General features: G+C 73.2%; 20 protein-coding genes. 13 read left to right on the forward strand and 7 right to left on the reverse strand.

All coding sequences use genetic code 11. The features are described 5' to 3' along the window. Positions 1–5 precede the first annotated feature (5 nt). From ACFW3L_RS16680 to ACFW3L_RS16730, 11 genes are all read left to right on the forward strand, one after another. Positions 6–602, forward strand: coding sequence for an ATP/GTP-binding protein (locus ACFW3L_RS16680; protein ID WP_378741247.1), 597 nt, complete (start codon positions 6–8; stop codon positions 600–602). 103 nt (positions 603–705) lie between these two features. Continuing rightward, a complete protein-coding gene (locus tag ACFW3L_RS16685) occupies positions 706–2406 on the forward strand; it encodes a DUF885 domain-containing protein (RefSeq protein ID WP_378741250.1) in 1701 nt (566 codons plus the stop codon). A 112-nt stretch (positions 2407–2518) separates the two neighbouring features. Next, positions 2519–3094, forward strand: a complete 576-nt coding sequence (locus tag ACFW3L_RS16690; RefSeq protein WP_378741253.1) for an HIT family protein — start codon at positions 2519–2521, stop codon at positions 3092–3094. Positions 3095–3224: 130 nt separating this feature from the next. Beyond that, positions 3225–3854 carry a phosphatidylinositol phosphate synthase gene (gene pgsA, locus ACFW3L_RS16695; protein ID WP_378741255.1) on the forward strand — a complete coding sequence of 210 codons (630 nt, stop codon included), beginning with the start codon at positions 3225–3227 and terminating at the stop codon, positions 3852–3854. 46 nt (positions 3855–3900) lie between these two features. After that, a complete protein-coding gene (locus ACFW3L_RS16700) occupies positions 3901–4848 on the forward strand; it encodes a phosphatidylinositol mannoside acyltransferase (RefSeq protein WP_378741257.1) in 948 nt (315 codons plus the stop codon). 56 nt (positions 4849–4904) lie between these two features. Further along, complete coding sequence (locus ACFW3L_RS16705; protein WP_378741259.1) at positions 4905–6101, forward strand: glycosyltransferase family 4 protein; 1197 nt, start codon at positions 4905–4907, stop codon at positions 6099–6101. A gap of 23 nt (positions 6102–6124) precedes the next feature. After that, entirely contained in the window at positions 6125–6619 is a 495-nt protein-coding gene (locus tag ACFW3L_RS16710) for a hypothetical protein (protein WP_378741572.1), read from the forward strand. Positions 6620–6877: 258 nt separating this feature from the next. Beyond that, positions 6878–7789, forward strand: a complete 912-nt coding sequence (gene pdxS, locus ACFW3L_RS16715) for a pyridoxal 5'-phosphate synthase lyase subunit PdxS (protein WP_378741574.1) — start codon at positions 6878–6880, stop codon at positions 7787–7789. A gap of 42 nt (positions 7790–7831) precedes the next feature. Further along, positions 7832–8440 (forward strand): pyridoxal 5'-phosphate synthase glutaminase subunit PdxT, encoded by a 609-nt coding sequence (gene pdxT, locus ACFW3L_RS16720; protein ID WP_378741261.1) that lies wholly within the window; start codon positions 7832–7834, stop codon positions 8438–8440. Beyond that, positions 8437–9183: a YebC/PmpR family DNA-binding transcriptional regulator gene (locus ACFW3L_RS16725; RefSeq protein ID WP_378741264.1), complete on the forward strand. Its 747-nt coding sequence runs from the start codon at positions 8437–8439 to the stop codon at positions 9181–9183. Before pdxT ends, ACFW3L_RS16725 begins: the two co-directional genes overlap by 4 nt. 217 nt (positions 9184–9400) lie before the next feature. Further along, complete coding sequence (locus ACFW3L_RS16730; RefSeq protein WP_378741266.1) at positions 9401–9913, forward strand: DUF4282 domain-containing protein; 513 nt, start codon at positions 9401–9403, stop codon at positions 9911–9913. Positions 9914–9965: 52 nt separating this feature from the next. On the opposite strand, the gene ACFW3L_RS16735 is transcribed toward ACFW3L_RS16730, so the two are convergent. Together ACFW3L_RS16735 and ACFW3L_RS16740 are read right to left on the reverse strand one after the other, a co-directional pair. Continuing rightward, positions 9966–11024: a tartrate dehydrogenase gene (locus tag ACFW3L_RS16735; protein ID WP_378741269.1), complete on the reverse strand. Its 1059-nt coding sequence runs from the start codon at positions 11022–11024 to the stop codon at positions 9966–9968. A 67-nt stretch (positions 11025–11091) separates the two neighbouring features. Continuing rightward, positions 11092–11991 carry an alpha/beta fold hydrolase gene (locus ACFW3L_RS16740; RefSeq protein WP_378741272.1) on the reverse strand — a complete coding sequence of 300 codons (900 nt, stop codon included), beginning with the start codon at positions 11989–11991 and terminating at the stop codon, positions 11092–11094. A 113-nt stretch (positions 11992–12104) separates the two neighbouring features. Here ACFW3L_RS16740 and ACFW3L_RS16745 point away from each other — a divergent pair, with 113 nt between their 5' ends. Next, the gene (locus ACFW3L_RS16745; protein ID WP_378741274.1) at positions 12105–12983 is read left to right on the forward strand and encodes a LysR family transcriptional regulator; all 879 of its coding nucleotides are present in this window, start codon (positions 12105–12107) and stop codon (positions 12981–12983) included. Between the two features lie 9 nt (positions 12984–12992). Here ACFW3L_RS16745 and ACFW3L_RS16750 read toward each other — a convergent pair whose 3' ends face one another. The 5 genes from ACFW3L_RS16750 to ACFW3L_RS16770 are packed head-to-tail and all read right to left on the reverse strand — an operon-like array spanning position 12993 to position 17847. Continuing rightward, positions 12993–13418: a PPOX class F420-dependent oxidoreductase gene (locus tag ACFW3L_RS16750; protein ID WP_378741276.1), complete on the reverse strand. Its 426-nt coding sequence runs from the start codon at positions 13416–13418 to the stop codon at positions 12993–12995. A gap of 46 nt (positions 13419–13464) precedes the next feature. Beyond that, on the reverse strand, positions 13465–14826 hold the full coding sequence (locus ACFW3L_RS16755) for an adenylosuccinate synthetase (RefSeq protein WP_378741278.1): 1362 nt from the start codon (positions 14824–14826) through the stop codon (positions 13465–13467). Continuing rightward, entirely contained in the window at positions 14823–15809 is a 987-nt protein-coding gene (locus ACFW3L_RS16760) for a hypothetical protein (protein ID WP_378741280.1), read from the reverse strand. Before ACFW3L_RS16760 ends, ACFW3L_RS16755 begins: the two co-directional genes overlap by 4 nt. A 44-nt stretch (positions 15810–15853) precedes the next feature. After that, positions 15854–16972: a molecular chaperone DnaJ gene (locus ACFW3L_RS16765; RefSeq protein ID WP_378741282.1), complete on the reverse strand. Its 1119-nt coding sequence runs from the start codon at positions 16970–16972 to the stop codon at positions 15854–15856. Positions 16973–17022: 50 nt separating this feature from the next. Further along, positions 17023–17847 carry an NUDIX domain-containing protein gene (locus tag ACFW3L_RS16770; RefSeq protein ID WP_378741284.1) on the reverse strand — a complete coding sequence of 275 codons (825 nt, stop codon included), beginning with the start codon at positions 17845–17847 and terminating at the stop codon, positions 17023–17025. Positions 17848–18056: 209 nt separating this feature from the next. Between ACFW3L_RS16770 and ruvC the strand changes: the two genes are divergently transcribed. Then, a complete protein-coding gene (gene ruvC, locus ACFW3L_RS16775; protein WP_378741286.1) occupies positions 18057–18605 on the forward strand; it encodes a crossover junction endodeoxyribonuclease RuvC in 549 nt (182 codons plus the stop codon). Positions 18606–18640: the final 35 nt, after the last annotated feature.

Raw genomic sequence — 18640 nt, forward strand, 5'->3', positions numbered from 1 at the left:
ACGCGATGACGTCGGTCAAGATCGTCGTCGCCGGGGGCTTCGGTGTCGGGAAGACGACATTCGTTGGCTCCGTCTCCGAGATCGTGCCGCTGACGACCGAGGCGGTCATGACCAGCGCCAGCGTCGGGGTGGACGACCTCGCCAAGACGCCGGACAAGCAGACCACGACCGTCGCCATGGACTTCGGCCGCGTCTCCCTCGACTCCGACCTGATCCTGTACCTGTTCGGCACCCCCGGGCAGCACCGGTTCTGGTTCATGTGGGACGACCTGGTCAAGGGTGCCATCGGCGCGGTCGTGCTGGTGGACACGCGACGCCTGGCCGACTGCTTCCCCGCGATCGACTACTTCGAAGAGGCGCGTCTGCCCTTCATCGTGGGCATCAACGGGTTCGACGGCTACTACCCCCACGCCGCGGACGAGGTCCGGGACGCGCTCACGCTCAGCCCGGAGATCCCCATCGTCCAGGTGGACGCCCGTGACAAGGCCTCCACCAAGACGACGCTCATCACCCTCGTCGAGCACGCGATCACGGTGGGGGACCCCGAGGGCGCCGCAGGGCAGCAGCCCACCTCCACCGGGGGCCAGAACTCCTGGCGCTGACCAGGACCTGCCCCGGGCCCGGGGTCCCGCACGGAGTACGGCCCGGTTCCCGCACGTCGGGAACCGGGCGTCCGTGTCCTCCCTGAACTGGCATCATGGCGGGATGACCTCCTCCCAGCCCGACGCGGCCGAGACGACCCGACGCTTCCGAGACGTGGCCGAGCGGGTGCTCGACGCCCTGTTGTCCGACGCCCCCGAGTGGGCGCTGGACCTGGGGGACACCCGGGGGGCCCACCGTCTGACCGACCACTCCGTCGAGGCCGACTCCCTCCGCGTCCACGTCCTCACCGACGCGCTGGGCGCCCTGGACGAGATCGACGCGGACCTCCTCACGGCCGACGACCTGGTGGACCTGGAGATGCTCCGGACCAGGATCAGCGCCGACCTGTGGCACACCACCGAACTGCGCCCGCACACGTGGAACCCCCTGGTGCACTCCCCGGGCGAGGCCCTGCACGCCCTCCTCGAACGCGAGACCCTGCCCGTGGAGGAGCGCCTGGCGGCCCTGACCGCGCGCTGCGCCGCCCTGCCCGCCTACCTGGACACCGCGCGCGTCCGTCTGTCCGAGGGCCCCGGCATGCCGCGTGTGCACGTGGAGACCGCCCTGGGCCAGCTGGAGGGCGCCCGGACGATGCTCACCGAGGACGTCCCCGCCCTGGCCACCCGGCACGCCGCACACGCCTCCGGGCTCGAACCCGCGCGTGCCGCCGCACTCGCCGCGCTCGACGAGTACACCTCCTGGATGCGCACCGAGCTGGAGTTCGCCAGCGGGAACCCGCGTCTGGGAGCCCGGCGGTTCGCCGCCCAGCTCTGGTACACGCTCGACTCCGAACTCTCCCCGGAAGCGCTCCTCGTACGCGCCGAGAGCGACCTCCTCGCCACCGAGGAGGCGCTGGCCGAGGCCGCCGCCGAGTACGCGGGCGAGCCGCGCCGCCCCGGACAGGTGGCCGAGGTGCTCTCCGCCCTGGCCGACGAGTTCGAGATCGGCCCCGAGGGGGTCGTCCCGTCCTGCACGGACGCCCTGGCGCACCTCTACTCCCGGGTCCGCGAACTGGACCTGGCGACCGTCCACGACGACCCGGTCGAGGTCATCCCGATGCCGCTCTCCCGGCGGGGCGTGGCCGTGGCCTACTGCGACGCGCCCGGGGCGCTCGACCCCGACGCCGCCTCGCAGCCCACCTTCGTCGCCGTGGCCCCGCCGCCCGAGGAGTGGCCCGCCGAGCGCCGGGCCTCCTTCCTGCGCGAGTACAACGGGGGCATGCTGCGCAACCTGATGGTCCACGAGGCCCTGCCCGGGCACGCCCTCCAACTCGCCCACGCCGCGCGCCACCGGGGCCACACCCGGGTGCGCTCGGCGCTGAGCAGCGGCACCTTCGTCGAGGGCTGGGCAGTGCACGCCGAGGACGTCCTCGCCGGGCACGGCTGGTCCGGCGGCTCCGACCCCGCCACCCGCCGAACCAACCTGGCGCTGCGTCTGGTCCAGCTCAAGATGCGGCTGCGGGCCGTCCTCAACGCGATCCTCGACGTGCGGGTGCACACCGGCGACCTCACCGAGTCCGAGGCCGTCGCCCTGCTGACCGATCGCGGCCACCAGGAGGAGGGTGAGGCCGTCGGCAAGTGGCGGCGCGCCCTGCTCACCAGCGCCCAGCTGTCCACCTACTACGTGGGCTACGCCGAGGTCTCCGACATCGCCCGTGACCTGGCGCGCACACGCCCCGACGCACCGGTCGGCCGCCTGCACGACGCCATGCTGGCCCACGGCAACCCGCCCCCGCGCCACCTGCGCACCCTGCTCGGACTCTGAGACGCGGGACCGCCTCGCCACCCCGGCGCGCCGGGTCCGGCACTTCACCCACCGGACGCTCCTATGCTGGACGCGCGGCACGAAGCGGTCAGGCGAGGGGAGCGGACGAGCCATGCGCGGTACCCACGACGAACCCGTGAGCGGTGCGGGCGCGCCCCCCGGCGCGGGAACCGGCGTCCCGGACGGCCACGAACGGCTCTGGACCCCCCACCGCATGGCCTACGTCAAGGGCGAGGGGAAACCGACCGGGCCCGGCGCCGACGAGGGCTGCCCCTTCTGCCGCGCTCCCGGGCTTCCGGACGAGGAGGGCCTGGTCGTCGCACGCGGCCGCTCCGCCTTCGTGGTCCTCAACCTCTACCCCTACAACAGCGGGCACCTGCTGGTCTGCCCCTACCGGCACGTCTCCGAGTACACGTCGTTGGACGCGACGGAGACCGCCGAGGTCGCCTCGCTCACACAGGCCGGGATCCGGGCGCTCACCGAGGCCTACGGGCCCGCGGGCTTCAACGTCGGGATGAACCTCGGTACCGTGGCCGGTGCCGGGATCGCCGCCCACCTCCACCAGCACGTCGTGCCCCGTTGGGGCGGCGACACCAACTTCATGCCCGTGATCGGACAGACCAGGGTCCTGCCCGAGATGCTGGAGCGGACCCGCGGCAGGCTGGCCGAACTCTGGCCCCGGAAGTGAGGCCGGGACCACCCGAACCCCCCACCACCCGACCCCGTGGTCGACGCCACCCCCAGAGGGTGCGGCTCCCACGCCGACGACCGTTCCCGCCCTACGATCACTAGAAGACATGCTGAGAATCCTTCGCCCCATGACCTCCCGGGTCACCGCTCCGCTCGGCCGGAGCCTGGCCCGCATCGGCCTGACGCCCAACATCGTCACCATCGTCGGTGCCACCGGTGTCGTCGTCAGCGCCCTCTACTTCTATCCCCGAGGCCAGCTCTACGCGGGCTCGGTCGTCATCACCGTCTTCGCCCTCTTCGACATGCTCGACGGGGCCGTGGCGCGGGCCAGGGACAGCGCCAGCGCCTTCGGTGCCTTCCTCGACTCCAGCCTCGACCGTGTGGCCGACGCCGCGATCCTCGCGGGGCTCATGTGGTGGTTCGTGGGCGAGGGCGACGATCCCATGCTCGCCGGGCTCACCCTGTTCTGCCTGATCAGCGGTTTCATGGTCTCCTACATCAAGGCGCGCGCCGAGGGGCTGGGCGTCAACTGTGACGTCGGCGTGGCCGAACGCACCGAACGTCTGATCATCGTGCTCGTCGCCGTCGGCCTGAGCGAGCTCGGCGTGCCCTACATCCTCGCGGGCGGCCTCTGGCTCCTGGCCGTGATGAGCCTGCTCACCGTCCTCCAGCGCCTCGTCGAGACCCGAGCCCGCCTCAACGACCCCGGCTTCGTCGAGGGCGAGGGCGAGGACAAGAAGACCAGCAACGGCGCCTGACCACACCCCCGAAGGGACCGAGGCACAAGAGGACGAGGAAGACGACGTGGACGAACGCATGGCCGACCTGGCCTACTCGGCGGGGTGGACCCTGGTCCGCCGCGCACCCGAGGAGGCGGGCCGGGCGGTGTTCCAGGGGCTGGCCGACCGGGCCTGGCGCACCCACAACGACGGCACCCGGGGGCTGGAGCGCAACCTGCGCAGGCTGGTCGGGCCGCACGCCACGGACGCGCAGATCAGGGCGTTGTCCAAGGCGGGGATGCGCTCCTACATGCGCTACTACTACGAGGTGTTCCGACTGCCCGCCATGGGCCGGGAGCACCTGCTCGGCCGCACCCGCCAGACCGGGATCGAGGTGCTGGAGGAGCACGTCAGGTCCGGGCGCGGCGTGGTCGCGGCCCTGCCGCACATGGGCAACTGGGACCACGCAGGGGCGTGGATCGCCGCGCGTGGCACCCCCCTCACCACCGTGGCCCAGCGGCTGCGCCCCGAGAGCCTCTACCAGCGGTTCACGTCCTACCGGGAGTCCCTGGGGATGGAGGTCCTGCCGCTGACCGGAGGCGCCGCCAACACCGTCGGTGTGCTCTCCCGCCGCCTGCGCGAGGGGGGCCTGGTGTGCCTGCTCGCGGACCGCGACGTCAACGGCACCGGGCTGGAGGTCGACCTCTTCGGTGAGCGGGCGCGCGTCCCCTCCGGGCCCGCCGCGCTCGCCCTGAACACCGGGGCCGCCCTCATGCCGGTCTCCCTCTGGTACGACGGCCCGACCTGGAACATCCGCGTGCACGACGAGGTCCCCGTCGCCACCGAGGGCACCCGTACCAGGCGCGTCCACGACACGACCCAGGCGCTCGTCCGGGTCTTCGAGGGCGCCATCGCGGAGCACCCCGAGGACTGGCACATGCTCCAGGCCGTCTTCAGCGCCGACCACGACGCCGACCGCGCCCGCCGCCACGAGGCGGCGGCGGTGGCGCTCGACCCGGAAGCCCGGCGGTGATCCGGACACGGACCGGTACCCCGGACGGCACGGCCCCAGAGGAGGACGGGAGCGGGATGCGCGTCGGTATCGTCTGCCCCTACGCCTGGGACGTGCCCGGCGGTGTGCAGCAGCACGTGGGCGACCTGGCGGAGGCGCTCGGCGCCATGGGCCACGAGGTCTCCGTCCTGGCCCCGCTCGGTGACCCCGACCATCCGGTCCCGGCCTACCTGGTCCCGGCCGGACGCCCGGTCCCGGTGCCCTACAACGGGTCGGTGGCCCGGCTCAGCTTCGGACCGCGCACGGCGGCACGCGTCCGCCGGTGGATCACCGAGGGCCGCTTCGACCTGCTGCACATCCACGAACCCGCCGCGCCCAGCGTCTCCCTCCTGGCCTGCTGGGCGGCGGACGGGCCCGTCGTGGCGACCTTCCACACCTCCAACCCGCGCTCGCGCGCCATGGCCGCGAGCTCGGGCGCCCTGCGCTCGGCGCTGGAGAAGATCAACGCGCGCGTGGCCGTCTCCGAGGCGGCCCGGCGCACCCTGGTCGAACACGTCGGCGGGGACGCCGTGCTCATTCCCAACGGGGTGTCCGTACGCCGCTTCGCGCACGCCGAACCACTGCCCGGATGGCCGGGGCGAGGCGGCTCCCTCGGGTTCCTGGGACGCCTGGACGAACCCCGCAAGGGCCTGGCCACCCTCCTGGAGGCCTTCTCCCGGATGGCCCCGCACCGCCCCGGGCTGCGCCTGCTCGTGGCCGGGCCCGGGGAGGCCGACCTGTCCGGGGTCCCCGACTCCGTACGTGACCGCGTGGTGCTCCTCGGGCGGCTCGACGACGCCGACAAGGTCCGCGTCTACCACTCCACCGACGTCTTCTGCGCGCCCAACCTGGGCGGGGAGAGCTTCGGTATCGTGCTGACCGAGGCGATGGCCTCCGGGGCCGCGATCGTCGCCAGCGACATCCCCGCCTTCGGAGCCGTCCTGGCCGACGGTGCCGCCGGAGAGCTCTTCCGGGTCGGTGACCCCGACCACCTGGCCGAACGCGCCGGAACCCTGCTCGACTCGCCCGAACGCCGCGCCGCGCTGTCGGAGGCCGCGCGCGCCGCCGTGCGCGCCTACGACTGGGACACGGTCGCCGCCGACATCGCCCACGTGTACGAGACCGTCCTGTCGTGGGGCGACCAGGGATCCCCCGGCGTGCGGGCCGGCGGCGGCCCCCGTTCTCCCGACTCCCCGCGCCGTGGGCACCGGACGCCCCGGGGTGAGCGACCCTGATCGAGGACGTTCGCTTCGTCACACTGGTCGTGTCGATCCTGCTCGTGCTGGTCCTGCTCGGCTTCTACCTGTCCTGGCGGGCCACCCGGCTCGACCGTCTGCACCACCGGGTGGAGACCGCGCGCGCGGCCTTGGACGCCGCCCTGCTGCGCCGGGCCGCGGCCGTCCTCGACCTCGCGGCCCACCCCGGCCTGGACCCGGGGCTGGCCCGGGAGCTGACCGCCGCCGCCAACGGCGCGCGCCGGGCCGGGGAGGAGGAGCGCGAACTCGCGGAGAGCCGGCTGTCCCAGGCACTGCGTGCCGCCCTGGACCGCCCGGACCGGGGCCCCGACCCGCACCGGTTGGACGAGGTGACGGTGGCCGCGCGCGGCGTGTACCTGGCCCGGGTCTTCCACAACGACGCCGTGTCCGACACCCGCCGCGCGCGCCGCTCCCGACTGGTCCGCTTCCTGCGCCTGGCGGGCACCGCCGCTCTGCCCGACTACTTCGAGATGGACGACCGGCCGCCCCGGCGCTGAACCGGAGGCCCGCCCTCGTACGGACGAGGTGGCCACACGTCACACACCGATACTCCAGCCTGGCCAAAGGCCGCGAACCCGGTGGAACTAGGATGGGACGCTGATCGACCTGGTGCACGCCACCGACGGTGCCCGCGTGTGCGCGCGTCCGTCGGGCGCGCCGCGCCGCGTCGCATCCAGGTCGTGCTCCCGGCCGCGCGGGCGTCCGGAGAGCGGGGCCTGGCCCCCAGTCAGCCGAACGAACGGGAGACCACCACCGTGGCCACCAACGCAGCGAACACCTCCGACAACGCCGTCGGTACCCAGCGCGTCAAGCGCGGCATGGCCGAGCAGCTCAAGAACGGCGTCATCATGGACGTCGTCACTCCCGAGCAGGCCAAGATCGCGGAGGACGCCGGTGCCGTCGCCGTCATGGCCCTGGAGCGCGTCCCCGCCGATATCCGCAAGGACGGCGGCGTCGCCCGCATGTCCGACCCGGACATGATCGACGGCATCGTCGAGGCGGTCTCCATCCCGGTCATGGCCAAGGTCCGGATCGGGCACTTCGTCGAGGCGCAGGTCCTGGAGTCGCTCGGCGTCGACTTCATCGACGAGTCCGAGGTCCTCACCCCCGCCGACGAGGCGTACCACATCGACAAGTGGGCGTTCACCGTCCCCTTCGTCTGCGGCGCCACCAACCTCGGTGAGGCCCTGCGCCGGATCGCCGAGGGCGCGGCCATGATCCGCTCCAAGGGCGAGGCCGGTACCGGCAACGTCGTCGAGGCCACCCGCCACATGCGCTCCATCAGCGGCGAGATCAAGCGCCTGGGCACCCTGGACGAGCCCGAGCTGTTCGGCGCCGCCAAGGAGCTGCGCGCCCCGTACGAGATCGTCAAGGAGGTCGCGCGCCTGGGCAAGCTGCCGGTCCCGCTGTTCTCCGCCGGTGGCGTGGCCACCCCCGCCGACGCCGCGCTCATGCGCCAGCTGGGCGCCCAGAGCGTGTTCGTCGGCTCGGGCATCTTCAAGTCCGGCGACCCGGCCAAGCGCGCCGACGCCATCGTGCAGGCCACCCTGCACTACGAGGACCCGGCCGTGATCGCCCGCGTCTCGCGCGGTCTGGGCGAGGCCATGGTCGGCATCAACCTGGACGAGCTCTCCGACTCCCAGCGCTACGCCGGTCGTGGCTGGTAGTCCGGGACCCGACCGCAGAACCCACGACCGACGAGGCAGTACGTGACCGCCAGCCCCACCATCGGTGTGCTCGCCCTCCAGGGCGACGTCGCCGAACACACGCACATGCTCGGGGACCTGGGCGCCCGCACCTCGCGGGTCCTGTCCGCCGACCAGCTCGACACCGTCGACGGCCTGGTGATCCCCGGCGGCGAGTCGACCACCATGTCCAAGCTCGCCGTCCGGTACGACCTGATGAAGCCGCTGCGCGAACGTGTCGCGGACGGCATGCCCGTCTACGGGACGTGCGCGGGGATGATCATGCTGGCCGACCGCGTGCTGGGCGCAACGACGGACCAGGAGACCGTGGGCGGCATCGACATGACGGTACGCCGCAACGCCTTCGGACGCCAGACGGAGTCCTTCGAGACCGGGGTGCGGATCGACGGGATCGGGAACGATCCCTTCGACGCGGTGTTCATTCGCGCGCCCTGGGTGGAGTCGGTCGGCTCGGAGGTGTCGGTCCTCGGCAGCGTTTCCGGTCCGGACGAGGCCGGTAGGATCGTCGCCGTACGACAGGGCGGCCTGATGGCGACGTCCTTCCATCCCGAACTCACCGGCGACACGCGTATCCACCGCCTCTTCGTCGACATCGTGAAAGGACTTGCATGAGCGGCCACTCCAAGTGGGCCACCACCAAGCACAAGAAAGCCGTCATCGATGCCAAGCGCGGCAAGCTGTTCGCCAAGCTGATCAAGAACATCGAGGTGGCCGCGCGTACCGGTGGTGGGGACCCCGAAGGGAACCCGACGCTCTACGACGCCATCCAGAAGGCGAAGAAGAACTCGGTGCCCGCCGACAACATCGAGCGCGCCCGCAAGCGCGGCTCCGGTGAGGAGGCCGGTGGCGCCGAGTGGCAGACCATCATGTACGAGGGGTACGCCCCCGGCGGCGTGGCTCTGCTCGTGGAGTGCCTGACCGACAACCGCAACCGCGCCGCGTCCGAGGTGCGCGTGGCGGTCACCCGCAACGGCGGCAACATGGCCGACGCCGGTTCGGTGTCGTACATGTTCAATCGCAAGGGCGTCGTGATCGTCCCCAAGGAGGGCACCACCGAGGACGACGTGACCATGGCGGTGCTGGAGGCCGGGGCCGAGGAGGTCGAGGACCTCGGGGAGGCCTTCGAGATCGTCTGCGAGGCCACCGACCTGGTTCCGGTCCGCACCGCGCTCCAGGAGGCGGGCATCGACTACGAGTCCGCCGACTCCAGCTTCCTGCCGACCATGGAGGTCCCGGTCGACGCCGAGGGCGCCAAGAAGGTCATGCGGGTCGTGGACGCGCTGGAGGACTCCGACGACGTCCAGAACGTGTTCACCAACGCCGACATCCCCGACGAGGTCATGGCCGAACTCTGAGGCAGGGGCCCGCGCGTCGACGCCCGTGGCCGCACCCCCGAACCGGGGGCGCGGCCACGGGCGTCTCCGTGTCCGGAGGTGGCCACGGGTGTGGGCGGTTCCGAGACGGTGATGCGAGTTCCGCCGGTGTCCGGTTGAGTACAGTACGTGGTACCGCGCACCACCCCCGACCGGGGCGCGGTCGAGCCCCCCGACGACCGGCGAAGGAACCCCAGCCATGAGCCAACCCCCGGAGTACACCCCGGACCCCTCGCAGCAGCCCTACGGACAGCAGCCTCCCCAGCAGCCCCAGTCCGGCGGTTACCCGGGCGGCCAGTACTACCAGCAGCCTCCCCAGCAGCCCCAGTCCGGCGGTTACCCGGGCGGCCAGTACTACCAGCAGCCTCCCCAGCAGCCCGGCGCCTACGCCCCGCCGGTGGAGAGGACCCCGGGTTTCTTCGCCGCGCTCTTCGACTTCTCCTTCCGGGAGTTCATCACCTCCCGGATCATCCGGATCGTCTACGTCCTGTGGCTGGTCCTGATCGCGTTCGGGTTCCTGGCGGGCCTGGTCAGCTCCATCGCGCTCATGGGCGACGAGGACTTCGGCGTCCTCGGCTTCTTCCTGCTGATCGGGACCTTCATCGGCACGGCGGTCTGGGTGCTGGTCTCCCGGATCACCCTGGAACTGCTCATCGTGGTCTTCCGCATCAGCGAGGACCTCAGCGCCCTGCGCAAGCGCGGCGGCCTCTAGGCCGTCTCCCGGATCCCGTGGGTCGGCGGCCGACGGCCCCCGACCCGGGGCGTCAGGGGAGTCGGCGCAGGACCTCGGCGGTGAACGCGTCGGTCCCGGCCTCGCCGCCCAGGTCGCGGGTGCGCACCCGGCCCTCGGCCAGAACGGCGCGGACCGCGTCCATCATCTGTGTCCCCGCCTCGGGGTGGCCCAGGTGGTCCAGCATCATCGACGCCGACCACAGCGCCCCCAGCGGGTTGGCCACCCCACGGCCCGCGATGTCGGGCGCCGACCCGTGCACCGGCTCGAACATGGACGGGTACGCGCGCTCGGGGTTGAGGTTGGCCGACGGGGCGATCCCGATCCCGCCCGCGACCGCCGCGGCGAGGTCGCTGAGGATGTCACCGAACAGGTTGGAGCCGACGATCACGTCGAACCTGGCCGGGTCCAGGACGACCTTGGCGGCCAGGGCGTCGATGTGCTCCTGGTCCCAGACCACGTCCGGGTGCAGCGCGGCCCGCTCCGCCACCAGTTCGTCCCAGAACGGCATGGTGTGCACGATCCCGTTGGACTTGGTGGCCGAGGTCAGCCGTCCGCCGCGCCGCTCCGCCAGGTCGAAGCCGTACTCCAGGACCCGTTCCACACCCTTCCGGGTGAACACCGACTCCTGCACGGCGCGCTCCTGGGGAGTGCCCCGGTCGAAGCGGCCCCCCTCACGCGAGTACTCGCCCTCGTTGTTCTCCCGCACCACCACGAAGTCCACCTCGCCCGGCAGGGCGCGCGTCACCGGGCTGGGCACACCCTCCAGGACGGTGATCGGCCGCAGGTTGACGTACTGGTGGAACTCGCGGCGGATCGGGATGAGCAGACCCCACAGGGACACGTGGTCGGGCACGCCGGGCCAGCCCACCGCTCCGAGGAGGATGGCGTCGTGGTGGCGGATCCGGTCGAGGCCGTCCTCGGGCATCATCGCGCCGGTGTGCGCGAACCGCTCACAGGACCAGTCGAACTCGTCGTAGGTCAGGGCGAACCCGTGGTGGGCCGCGACCCGGTCCAGGACGGCGGTCGCGGGGGCGACGACCTCACCGCCGATGCCGTCTCCGGGGATCGTGGCGATGCGGTACTGCTTCATGGGGTCTCCATCGGATGAGAGGTGGGACGGAACGAGGGGCGGGGGAGGCGGGAACGGGATCCGGCGGTCAGGCCCCGGAGGCGTGCGCGCCCAGGAAGGAGCGGAGGGAGGCGGCGGTGGCCTCGGGAGCCTCCTCCGGCACGTAGTGGTCACAGTCCAGGCTGTGTCCGCGCACGTCCGACGCGTACTCGGACCAGGCTCCGGGCACGTCGTAGTGGCGTCCGACGAAACTGTGCGCGCCCCACAGGAGCAGGACGGGGCACTCCAGGCGACGCCCCGCGTCCGCGCGGTCGTGTTCGAGGTCCACGGTGGCCGCGGCCCGGTAGTCCTCGCAGGACGCGTGGATGGCGGCGGGGTCGCTGAAGCAGCGCACGTACTCGTCCACGGCCTCGGGGTCGAACGCGGAGCCGCCGTGGTGGCGGGCGTTCATCCGGGTGCGGACCCAGAAACCGGGGTCCCGGCCGATGAGGTGTTCGGGGATGCCGTTGCCCGCCGTCAGGAAGAACCAGTGGTAGTAGCCGGTGGCGAAGTCCGCGTCGGCGTGTTCGAACGCGTACCGGGTGGGCACCACGTCCAGGGCCGCGAACGCGGTGACCGCCTCGGGGTGGTCGAGCGCCAGCCGGTGTCCGACCCGCGCTCCCCGGTCGTGGCCCACGACGGCGAAGCGGTCGAAGCCCAGCTCGCGCATGAGGAGGTACTGGTCCCGGGCCATGGTGCGCTTGGAGTAGGCCAGGTGTCGGGGGTCGGAGGGCGGTTTGTCGCTGTCCCCGTAGCCGCGCAGGTCCGCCAGGACGACGCTGAACCCGTCGGCCAGGAGCGGGGCGACCCGGTGCCAGATCAGGTGGGTCTGGGGGTAGCCGTGCAGGAGGAGGACGGGGGGTCCTTCTCCGGCCCGGCGGACGTTGAGGCGCAGCCCCCCGACCTCCACGTCGTGCCGGGTGAATCCGGGGAGGAGTCGGTCGTTCATGCCCTGATCACAGCAGCCCGGCACGGTGTCCGTCCAAGACCGGTTGTCGATAGGGCTGATAGGCCCGGCCTATAGGATCGGGCAGGAGAGGACGAACCGGACGGAGGGGCGACGTGGACGTGCGTCAGCTGGAGTACTTCCTGGCCGTCGTCGACCACGGCGGGGTCAACCGCGCGGCGACCGCCCTGCACCTGTCCCAGCCCTCCCTCTCCCAGGCGATCCGCACCCTGGAACGCGACCTCGGCAGCGACCTCTTCCACCGGATCGGGCGTCGCCTGGTGCTCAGCGACGCCGGGCACGCGCTCGTCGAACCCGCCCGCGAGGCCGTGCGCGGACTCGACCTGGCCCGCTCCGCCGTGGAGGCGGTCCGGGGGCTGCGCCGGGGCCGCGTGGACGTGGCCGCCCTGCCCACCCAGTCCATCGAACCCCTCACCGGGCTGGTCGCGGGCTTCACCGAACGCCACCCCGAGGTGTCGGTGTCCATCCGGGGCGCCCTGACCAACCGGGACGCCGTCCAGATGGTCCGCACCGGTGCCTGCGAACTCGGCGTTGTCGCCACCGACACCCCGCTCCGGGACACCGAGGTGCACGTCCACCCGCTGGTCCGGCAGGCCTTCGTTCTCCTCGCGCCCCGGGACGGTCCCTTCCGCCCGGGAGCCCCCGTCCCCGTCCGCGAACTGAGCGGACGGCGCCTGATCGTCGGCCACGAGGGCTCGGGCATGCGGCGGTTCGCGGACCGTCTGCTGGCCGAGGGCCTGGACGCGCGCATCGCCGTGGAGAGCGAGCACCGGGTGTCGATCCTGCCGCTGGTCCTGGGCGGCGCCGGACTGGCGGTGGTCACCGACGCCTGGCGCGGGCTCGCGGAACAGGCCGGGGTGCTCGTCCTCGAACTGGACCCCACCGACCACCTGCACGTGGCCCTGATCAGCCGCAAGGGGCCGCTCACGGCCGCCGCCCGGGCGTTCGTCGAGCACGCCACCGCCCCGGCGTGAACCGCCCGGTCAGCCGATCATGTTCATCTCGGCGATGACGCGGGTCGGACGCACCCGCACCACGAGCTCACCGGCGACGCCGTTGCGGCGGCCGTACTCCTCCGCGACCTCCGCGCTCACGTAACGGCGGGCGATCGCGGTGGCCGTGCGGACCAGTTCCCCGGGGTCCTCGGACAGCTCGGCCACGCCCTGGACCTGCACGAAGCCGTACGGCTCCTCCTCCAGGTCCACCACCAGCGTCAGCCGGGGGTCACGCGCGAACGCCCGCCCCTTCGCGGAGTCGCGCCCGGTGTTGAACACCAGCCCGTCCTCGTCGATGGTGAACCAGATCGGGGCCGCCAGCGGGCGGCCGTCGGAGGCCGTGTAGGCCACCTTGCCCGTGCGGGTGCCGTGCAGCAGGAAGTCGCGGACCTCGGGATCAGTCAGGGAGCTCATGGCCCCAACGTAGGCCGCGACCCGCCGCACCTCCGGTCCGACACGCTCAGACCGGTGCGGGCAGACGCCGGGGCAGGGCTCCCACCCGTGGTGCCCGCCGCACCCGCACGTGGGCGTCGGCCCTGGTCGGACCGGAGAACACCGCCTCCAGCGGCAGGCCCAGGGCGTCCGAGACCGCGTCGGGCGCGTCCCCCGGCACCGGCTCCAGCACCGGACGCGCGGCGCCCAGCAGACCGGTGAGCCGGGCCTGGCGGGCCAGGTCGGGGGAGGAACCCGGCGCGATCCGCACCGGGCTCCCGTCCGCGAGCTCGTACCCCACGCACCAGCGCAGGCGCCGCCCGAGCCGGGCGGGGGCGTCCGCGTGCGTGACCACCAGCGCGTCCACCCCCGCGGTGGCCTCCAATGCGTACCGCAGCGCCACCAGGTCCAGGTGACCCACCCGGAACCCGCCCTGCCACGGGTGCGTCCGGTTGTGCCGGTCGGCCAACCGTTCGGTGAGCCCGGCGTCCTCGGTCACCAGAGGACCCGCCCCGTGACGGGTCGCGAAGGTGCGCGTCACCCCGATCCGGCGGGCCCGCCCCGCCATCCCCGCCTCCGCCAACAGCGCCAGCGGGTTCACGGCGGTGGTGGTGGACCAGGTGGTGTACGGGTGGAAGCCGTGCCACTCGTCCAGCAGCACGCCCTGCGCGCCCTCGAACACCACCGGAGTCCGGGCCAGCAGCCGGGGCAGGTACCGCTCGTCCACCAGCCGGACCCGCTCCGCGAAGGCCCGGTAGGCGGCCAGGCACGCGTCCGGGTCGGGTCGGGGCTCCGGGGTCGCGCCCCCACCCCCGTCCGCCGACCCGGACAGTACCGACGCCAGCCGCTCCGCCAACCGGTCCAGCTTGCGGCGGAGCACCGCCGGGGACGCGCAGTCACCCACGGTCGGCGCGTCCTCCGGGTGCTCCAGGGAGTAGGCCACCGTCTCGCCCACGCCCATCCCGCACGAACCGTGCCGGTCCCGGCCGCGCGCCCGCTCCCGGGCACGGTTGGCGGCCGCGTGCCAGGGGGTGCTGATCAGCGCGCGCCGGTCCACCGTCACCAGGGAGAGGGGATCGGCCACCCCCAGGGAGGACAGGTGCTCCGCCTCGGCGGCCAACGCGAAGGGATCCACCACCGCGAACCGGGACAGGTGCGTGGGCACCGGGCGGCCAGGGGCGAGCGTGCCCGCCCCGAACTGCGCGAACGTGTGGTGCCGACCGTCCGGGGTCACCACGTTGTGCGCCGCCTGCGCGCCGCCGTTGGCCCGCACCACCGCGCCGTACCCCCCACCCGAACACAGGAGGTCCACGGTCACGCCCTTGCCCGCGTCCCCGAACCCCAGGTCCACCACGATCGCGTGGTCGTCGGGCGCCGTCCTGTCGTTCACAGCCGGTCCACCCCCGGGCCGTCACCGGCCAGCCCCTCCAGGCCCGTGGAGGTCGCGACCGCGCCGCGCCCGCGTGCCAGCGGGCGCAGGGCCCGCCCCACCACGTCGGCCTGGTCCGACCCGGCGTCGGCCAGGTCCCGCAGTCCCTCCTCCAGGTCGATGGCCTCCTCACCCAGGCCCACCGTGACCGCGATCGTCTCGCAGACCGCGTCGAGGTCGTCCAGCAGGACGAGGTTCTGCCCCAGGTGCCGCTCCCAGAACTCCCGCACCCGGCCGTTCCGGAAGTGGTGGCTGCCGGTCGGCATGAGGAAGTACACCTCGTACTTGCGCCGGAGCTCCTCCAGGATCGCCGGGAGGGTGACGTCCTCGTCGAGGTCGTCCCCGATCACGTCCCGGACCTCACGCGCCTTGACGGAGCCGTAGGCCATCTCGTCGCCCACGATGAACAGGTAGCCGCGCCGACCCCGCTTCTCCAGGCAGTCCAGCGCGGTGTGGCGGGCCATGAAGTACATCGCCAGCTCGTAGGACTCTGTCGTCTGGCCGCCGCCCCCGCCCTCCAGCACGATGTTGCCGAGGTCGTCCTCCAGCTCGTTGCCGGACTCGAACTGGCCGACCTGGAGCGGCACGCGGTCACAGGTGGCGTCACCGACCGCACCGAACAGGATCTGAGGGTCCGCCACGTAGCCCCGGCGGAGCAGCAGCCCGAACAGGTCGGGAAGCTTGGTCTGGAGGGCGCGGGGCACACGCCCCATCGAACCGGTGACGTCGAAGAGCACCGACACCGCCAGCGAGTTCGGGTGGGCGTCGGAGTCGCGGCTCTCCCGGACGCCCACGCCGCGCGGGTCGAGTGAGGGGTGGGCCCGCCACTGGTCGCGCGGGGCGGAGGTGACGTCGTCGTGGTAGTCGAACCCGCTGCTGCCGGCGGAGGCCTGGTAGGCCCGTCGGGCGTGGTGGGCGTCGGTGGACCAGCTGCTGCTTCCCATGGTGGTCTCCTTCTTCTCCCGGGTGGGGTGGGGTGGGGTGGGGGTCAGATCGGGGCGGGCATGTGGAAGGGGCGGAACCGGCGTGGGCCGAAGCACCGCTCCAACGCCCCGTCGAGCTCGTCGAGCAGAGCGAACGCGTCCGCGGGCCGTCGGTCGGGGGAGGGGAGCGTGCACCCGCGCGCCAGGGCCCGCAACGGCCCGGGCAGGCGGCCGCGGGTCACGAACTCCACGCACCGGGTGGCCATGTACACGTCCGTCGCGGGCACGGCCGGGCGGCGCCGGGCGACCTCGGGCGGATACGTGTCCACCCGGTGCGGCACCATCGCCGGAACGTGGGGCGCGGTGCGCGACTCTCCGAAGGTGACGGAGTAGCACCAGTCCACGAGGACGAGACCGTGCGCCTCGGGGTGGATCAGGACGTGCTCGGGGACGACCGCGCCGTGCACGACCCCGGACCGGTGGGCGTCGCCCAGCGCGACCAGCAGGCGCCGCCACATCCACGCGGCGTCGCGCGGGTCGATCCCGTCCGGGTGGGCCCGCCGCACCTCGGCCAGGCTGTGGAAACCGGACAGCAGCCCCAGGACGTTGCCGCGCCGCTCCACCCCGGTGGCCGCGTCGCGGTGGCGGACCGACTCCACCAGCTCCGGGAAGAACGCGCGGAACGCATCGTCGCCGCGTTCCCCGATCCGGCGCAGCGCGGTGGCCTCGGCCAGGATCAGGTCGTTGTCGCGCGGGGCCCGGGGGAGCTTGAGCACCCCGTCCCGCCAGGGACCGCCGACGCAGTCGCCCTCCCGCCACCGGACCGGGTGGAGGTCGGCCACGTCGCCGCCGGCCAGGGAGCCGCCCCGGCTCACGTGGTAGGTCCGGGCCCGGGTCACCAGGGTGAGGTCGTCGAGGCCCAGGCCCCCCTCGGCCGCCAGCCGGTAGCGCCGCCACGCCTCGGTGAGCCCGGAGAACCCGGCCGCGGCCTCGGCCGCGCGGGAGGGGGGAGCGGAGTCCGGGTGGAGCAGCCGGGCCAGGCGCCGGTACGCGGCCGTGGCGGCTGGGGGCACCGCCCCGCCGTCGACCGGCAGGGGACCGAACAGCGCGGTGGGGTCGGCCGCGAGACCGAGGTCGCGCAGGGCGGAGTCGAATCCGTCGTGGGGGTGCCGCTCCTGGTCCATGCCTCTCCTCTCCGGGGATGTGGTGCGTCGGGGGCGCACCGGGGTCGGGATCACTGGGAGCCGCGCAGCAGCGGCGGGTGGAGGAGGGCGGCCCCGCCCGCCCTGTACAGGCGGGCGCGGCGTCCGCCTCCCGCGCCCCCGCGCTCGGCCAGCTCACCGGTGTCCTCCACGAACCCCGGGGTGGCCTGGATCTTGCGGTGGAAGTTGGCGGCGTGGAGGGTGCGGCCCCACACCGCCTCGTACACCCCGCGAAGCGCGGAGACGGTGAAGGTGGGAGGGAGGAACGCGGCGGCCAGAGCGGTGTACTCCAGCTTGGAACGGGCGCGTTCGACCGCGTCGCCCAGGACGCGCGCGTGGTCGAAGGCGAGTTCGTGCCGCTCCCGGGACCCGTCGCCGTGGCCGAGCGCGGTCCACGGCACCCAGGCGGCCTCGGCCGTGTCGCGGCCGGTGTGCGGGTCGGGCAGGTCGGGGGCGAGCACCATGTACGCCACCGAGACCACCCGCATGCGCGGGTCCCGGTCGATCGCCCCGTAGGTGCCGAGCTGTTCGAGGTGGAGCTCGGCGGGCAGCGGGGTCTTCTCGGTGAGTACGCGCAGGGCGGCGTCGGGCAGGTCGTGGTCGGCCGGGCCCCCGGGGCCGTCCTCCGCCCGCACGAACCCGCCGGGCAGGGCCCACCGCCCGAGCTGGGGCTGTCGGGTGCGCCGTCCGAGCAGGACGTGGGGGAGGCCGTCGCGGATGGTCATCGCCACCACGTCGACGGTGACGGCGACCGGGGCGAAGGCGTGCGGGTCGTAGCCGTCGAGGTACCTGCGCTCGTCGGCCGCGTCGTAGTGGCCCGCCTCCGTGCCGGTCGGCCCGTCGATCCCCTCGGACACCGCGTCCTCCAAGTTGTTCTCAAGCTGAGTTTTTCTCGATGTGAGTTGAACTTAGCATTGCTCGCCCCGTCCGTCCACCCCCGCCCGGGCTGCGGCCCGACACGCCGCCCGTCGCGGACGATCCCGTCGTCGCCCGCCGCTAGCATGGTGCGAACGGACGTTCGAGAGCGGCGTCCGCCGGACGACCGAGCGAAGGACCGGGTGGAGACGTGCGCGTGCTGGGGATCGACCCGGGGCTGACCCGCTGCGGGGTCGGAGCCGTGGAGGGCGCCATCGGCCGCCCCCTGCGCCTGCTGGCGGCCGACGCCATCCGCACCAGCCCCGACACCCCGCTCCCGCAGCGCCTGGTGGAGGTCGAGCGCGGCATCGAGGAGTGGCTGGACACCTACGAACCGGACGCCGTCGCCGTCGAACGCGTCTTCGCCCAGCACAACCTCAGCACCGTGATGGGCACCGCCCAGGCCAGCGGCATCGCCCTGGTCTGCGCCGCCCGGCGCGGCCTGCCCGTGGCCACCCACACCCCCAGCGAGGCCAAGGCCGCCATCACCGGCAGCGGTCGTGCCGACAAGAGACAGGTCGGCGGCATGGTGGCGCGTATCCTCGGACTCGACGGGCCGCCGAAACCGGCCGACGCCGCGGACGCCGTGGCCCTGGCCATCTGCCACATCTGGCGCGGCGGGGCCCAGGCCCGGGTCGCCCAGGCCCAACAGGACTTCGCCCGCAAGGTGGAACTGGCCCGCCGCACACGCGGCCGCTGACCCCCGGGCGGCGACGCCCACAGCAGCAGCACCCC

The sequence above is a fragment of the Nocardiopsis sp. NPDC058789 genome, from assembly GCF_042745575.1.
Taxonomy (GTDB): domain Bacteria; phylum Actinomycetota; class Actinomycetes; order Streptosporangiales; family Streptosporangiaceae; genus Nocardiopsis; species Nocardiopsis eucommiae.

Bases quoted from the DNA above. Each gene is read 5' to 3' on its own strand.
- ACFW3L_RS16705 (WP_378741259.1), top strand. From the start codon at position 4,905: ATGCGCGTCGGTATCGTCTGCCCCTACGCCTGGGACGTGCCCGGCGGT.
- ACFW3L_RS16750 (WP_378741276.1), bottom strand. From the start codon at position 13,418: ATGAGCTCCCTGACTGATCCCGAGGTCCGCGACTTCCTGCTGCACGGC.
- ACFW3L_RS16725 (WP_378741264.1), top strand. From the start codon at position 8,437: ATGAGCGGCCACTCCAAGTGGGCCACCACCAAGCACAAGAAAGCCGTC.
- ACFW3L_RS16730 (WP_378741266.1), top strand. From the start codon at position 9,401: ATGAGCCAACCCCCGGAGTACACCCCGGACCCCTCGCAGCAGCCCTAC.
- ACFW3L_RS16740 (WP_378741272.1), bottom strand. From the start codon at position 11,991: ATGAACGACCGACTCCTCCCCGGATTCACCCGGCACGACGTGGAGGTC.
- ACFW3L_RS16690 (WP_378741253.1), top strand. From the start codon at position 2,519: ATGCGCGGTACCCACGACGAACCCGTGAGCGGTGCGGGCGCGCCCCCC.
- ACFW3L_RS16680 (WP_378741247.1), top strand. From the start codon at position 6: ATGACGTCGGTCAAGATCGTCGTCGCCGGGGGCTTCGGTGTCGGGAAG.
- pgsA (WP_378741255.1), top strand. From the start codon at position 3,225: ATGACCTCCCGGGTCACCGCTCCGCTCGGCCGGAGCCTGGCCCGCATC.
- ACFW3L_RS16685 (WP_378741250.1), top strand. From the start codon at position 706: ATGACCTCCTCCCAGCCCGACGCGGCCGAGACGACCCGACGCTTCCGA.
- ACFW3L_RS16735 (WP_378741269.1), bottom strand. From the start codon at position 11,024: ATGAAGCAGTACCGCATCGCCACGATCCCCGGAGACGGCATCGGCGGT.
- ACFW3L_RS16765 (WP_378741282.1), bottom strand. From the start codon at position 16,972: ATGGACCAGGAGCGGCACCCCCACGACGGATTCGACTCCGCCCTGCGC.
- ACFW3L_RS16760 (WP_378741280.1), bottom strand. From the start codon at position 15,809: ATGGGAAGCAGCAGCTGGTCCACCGACGCCCACCACGCCCGACGGGCC.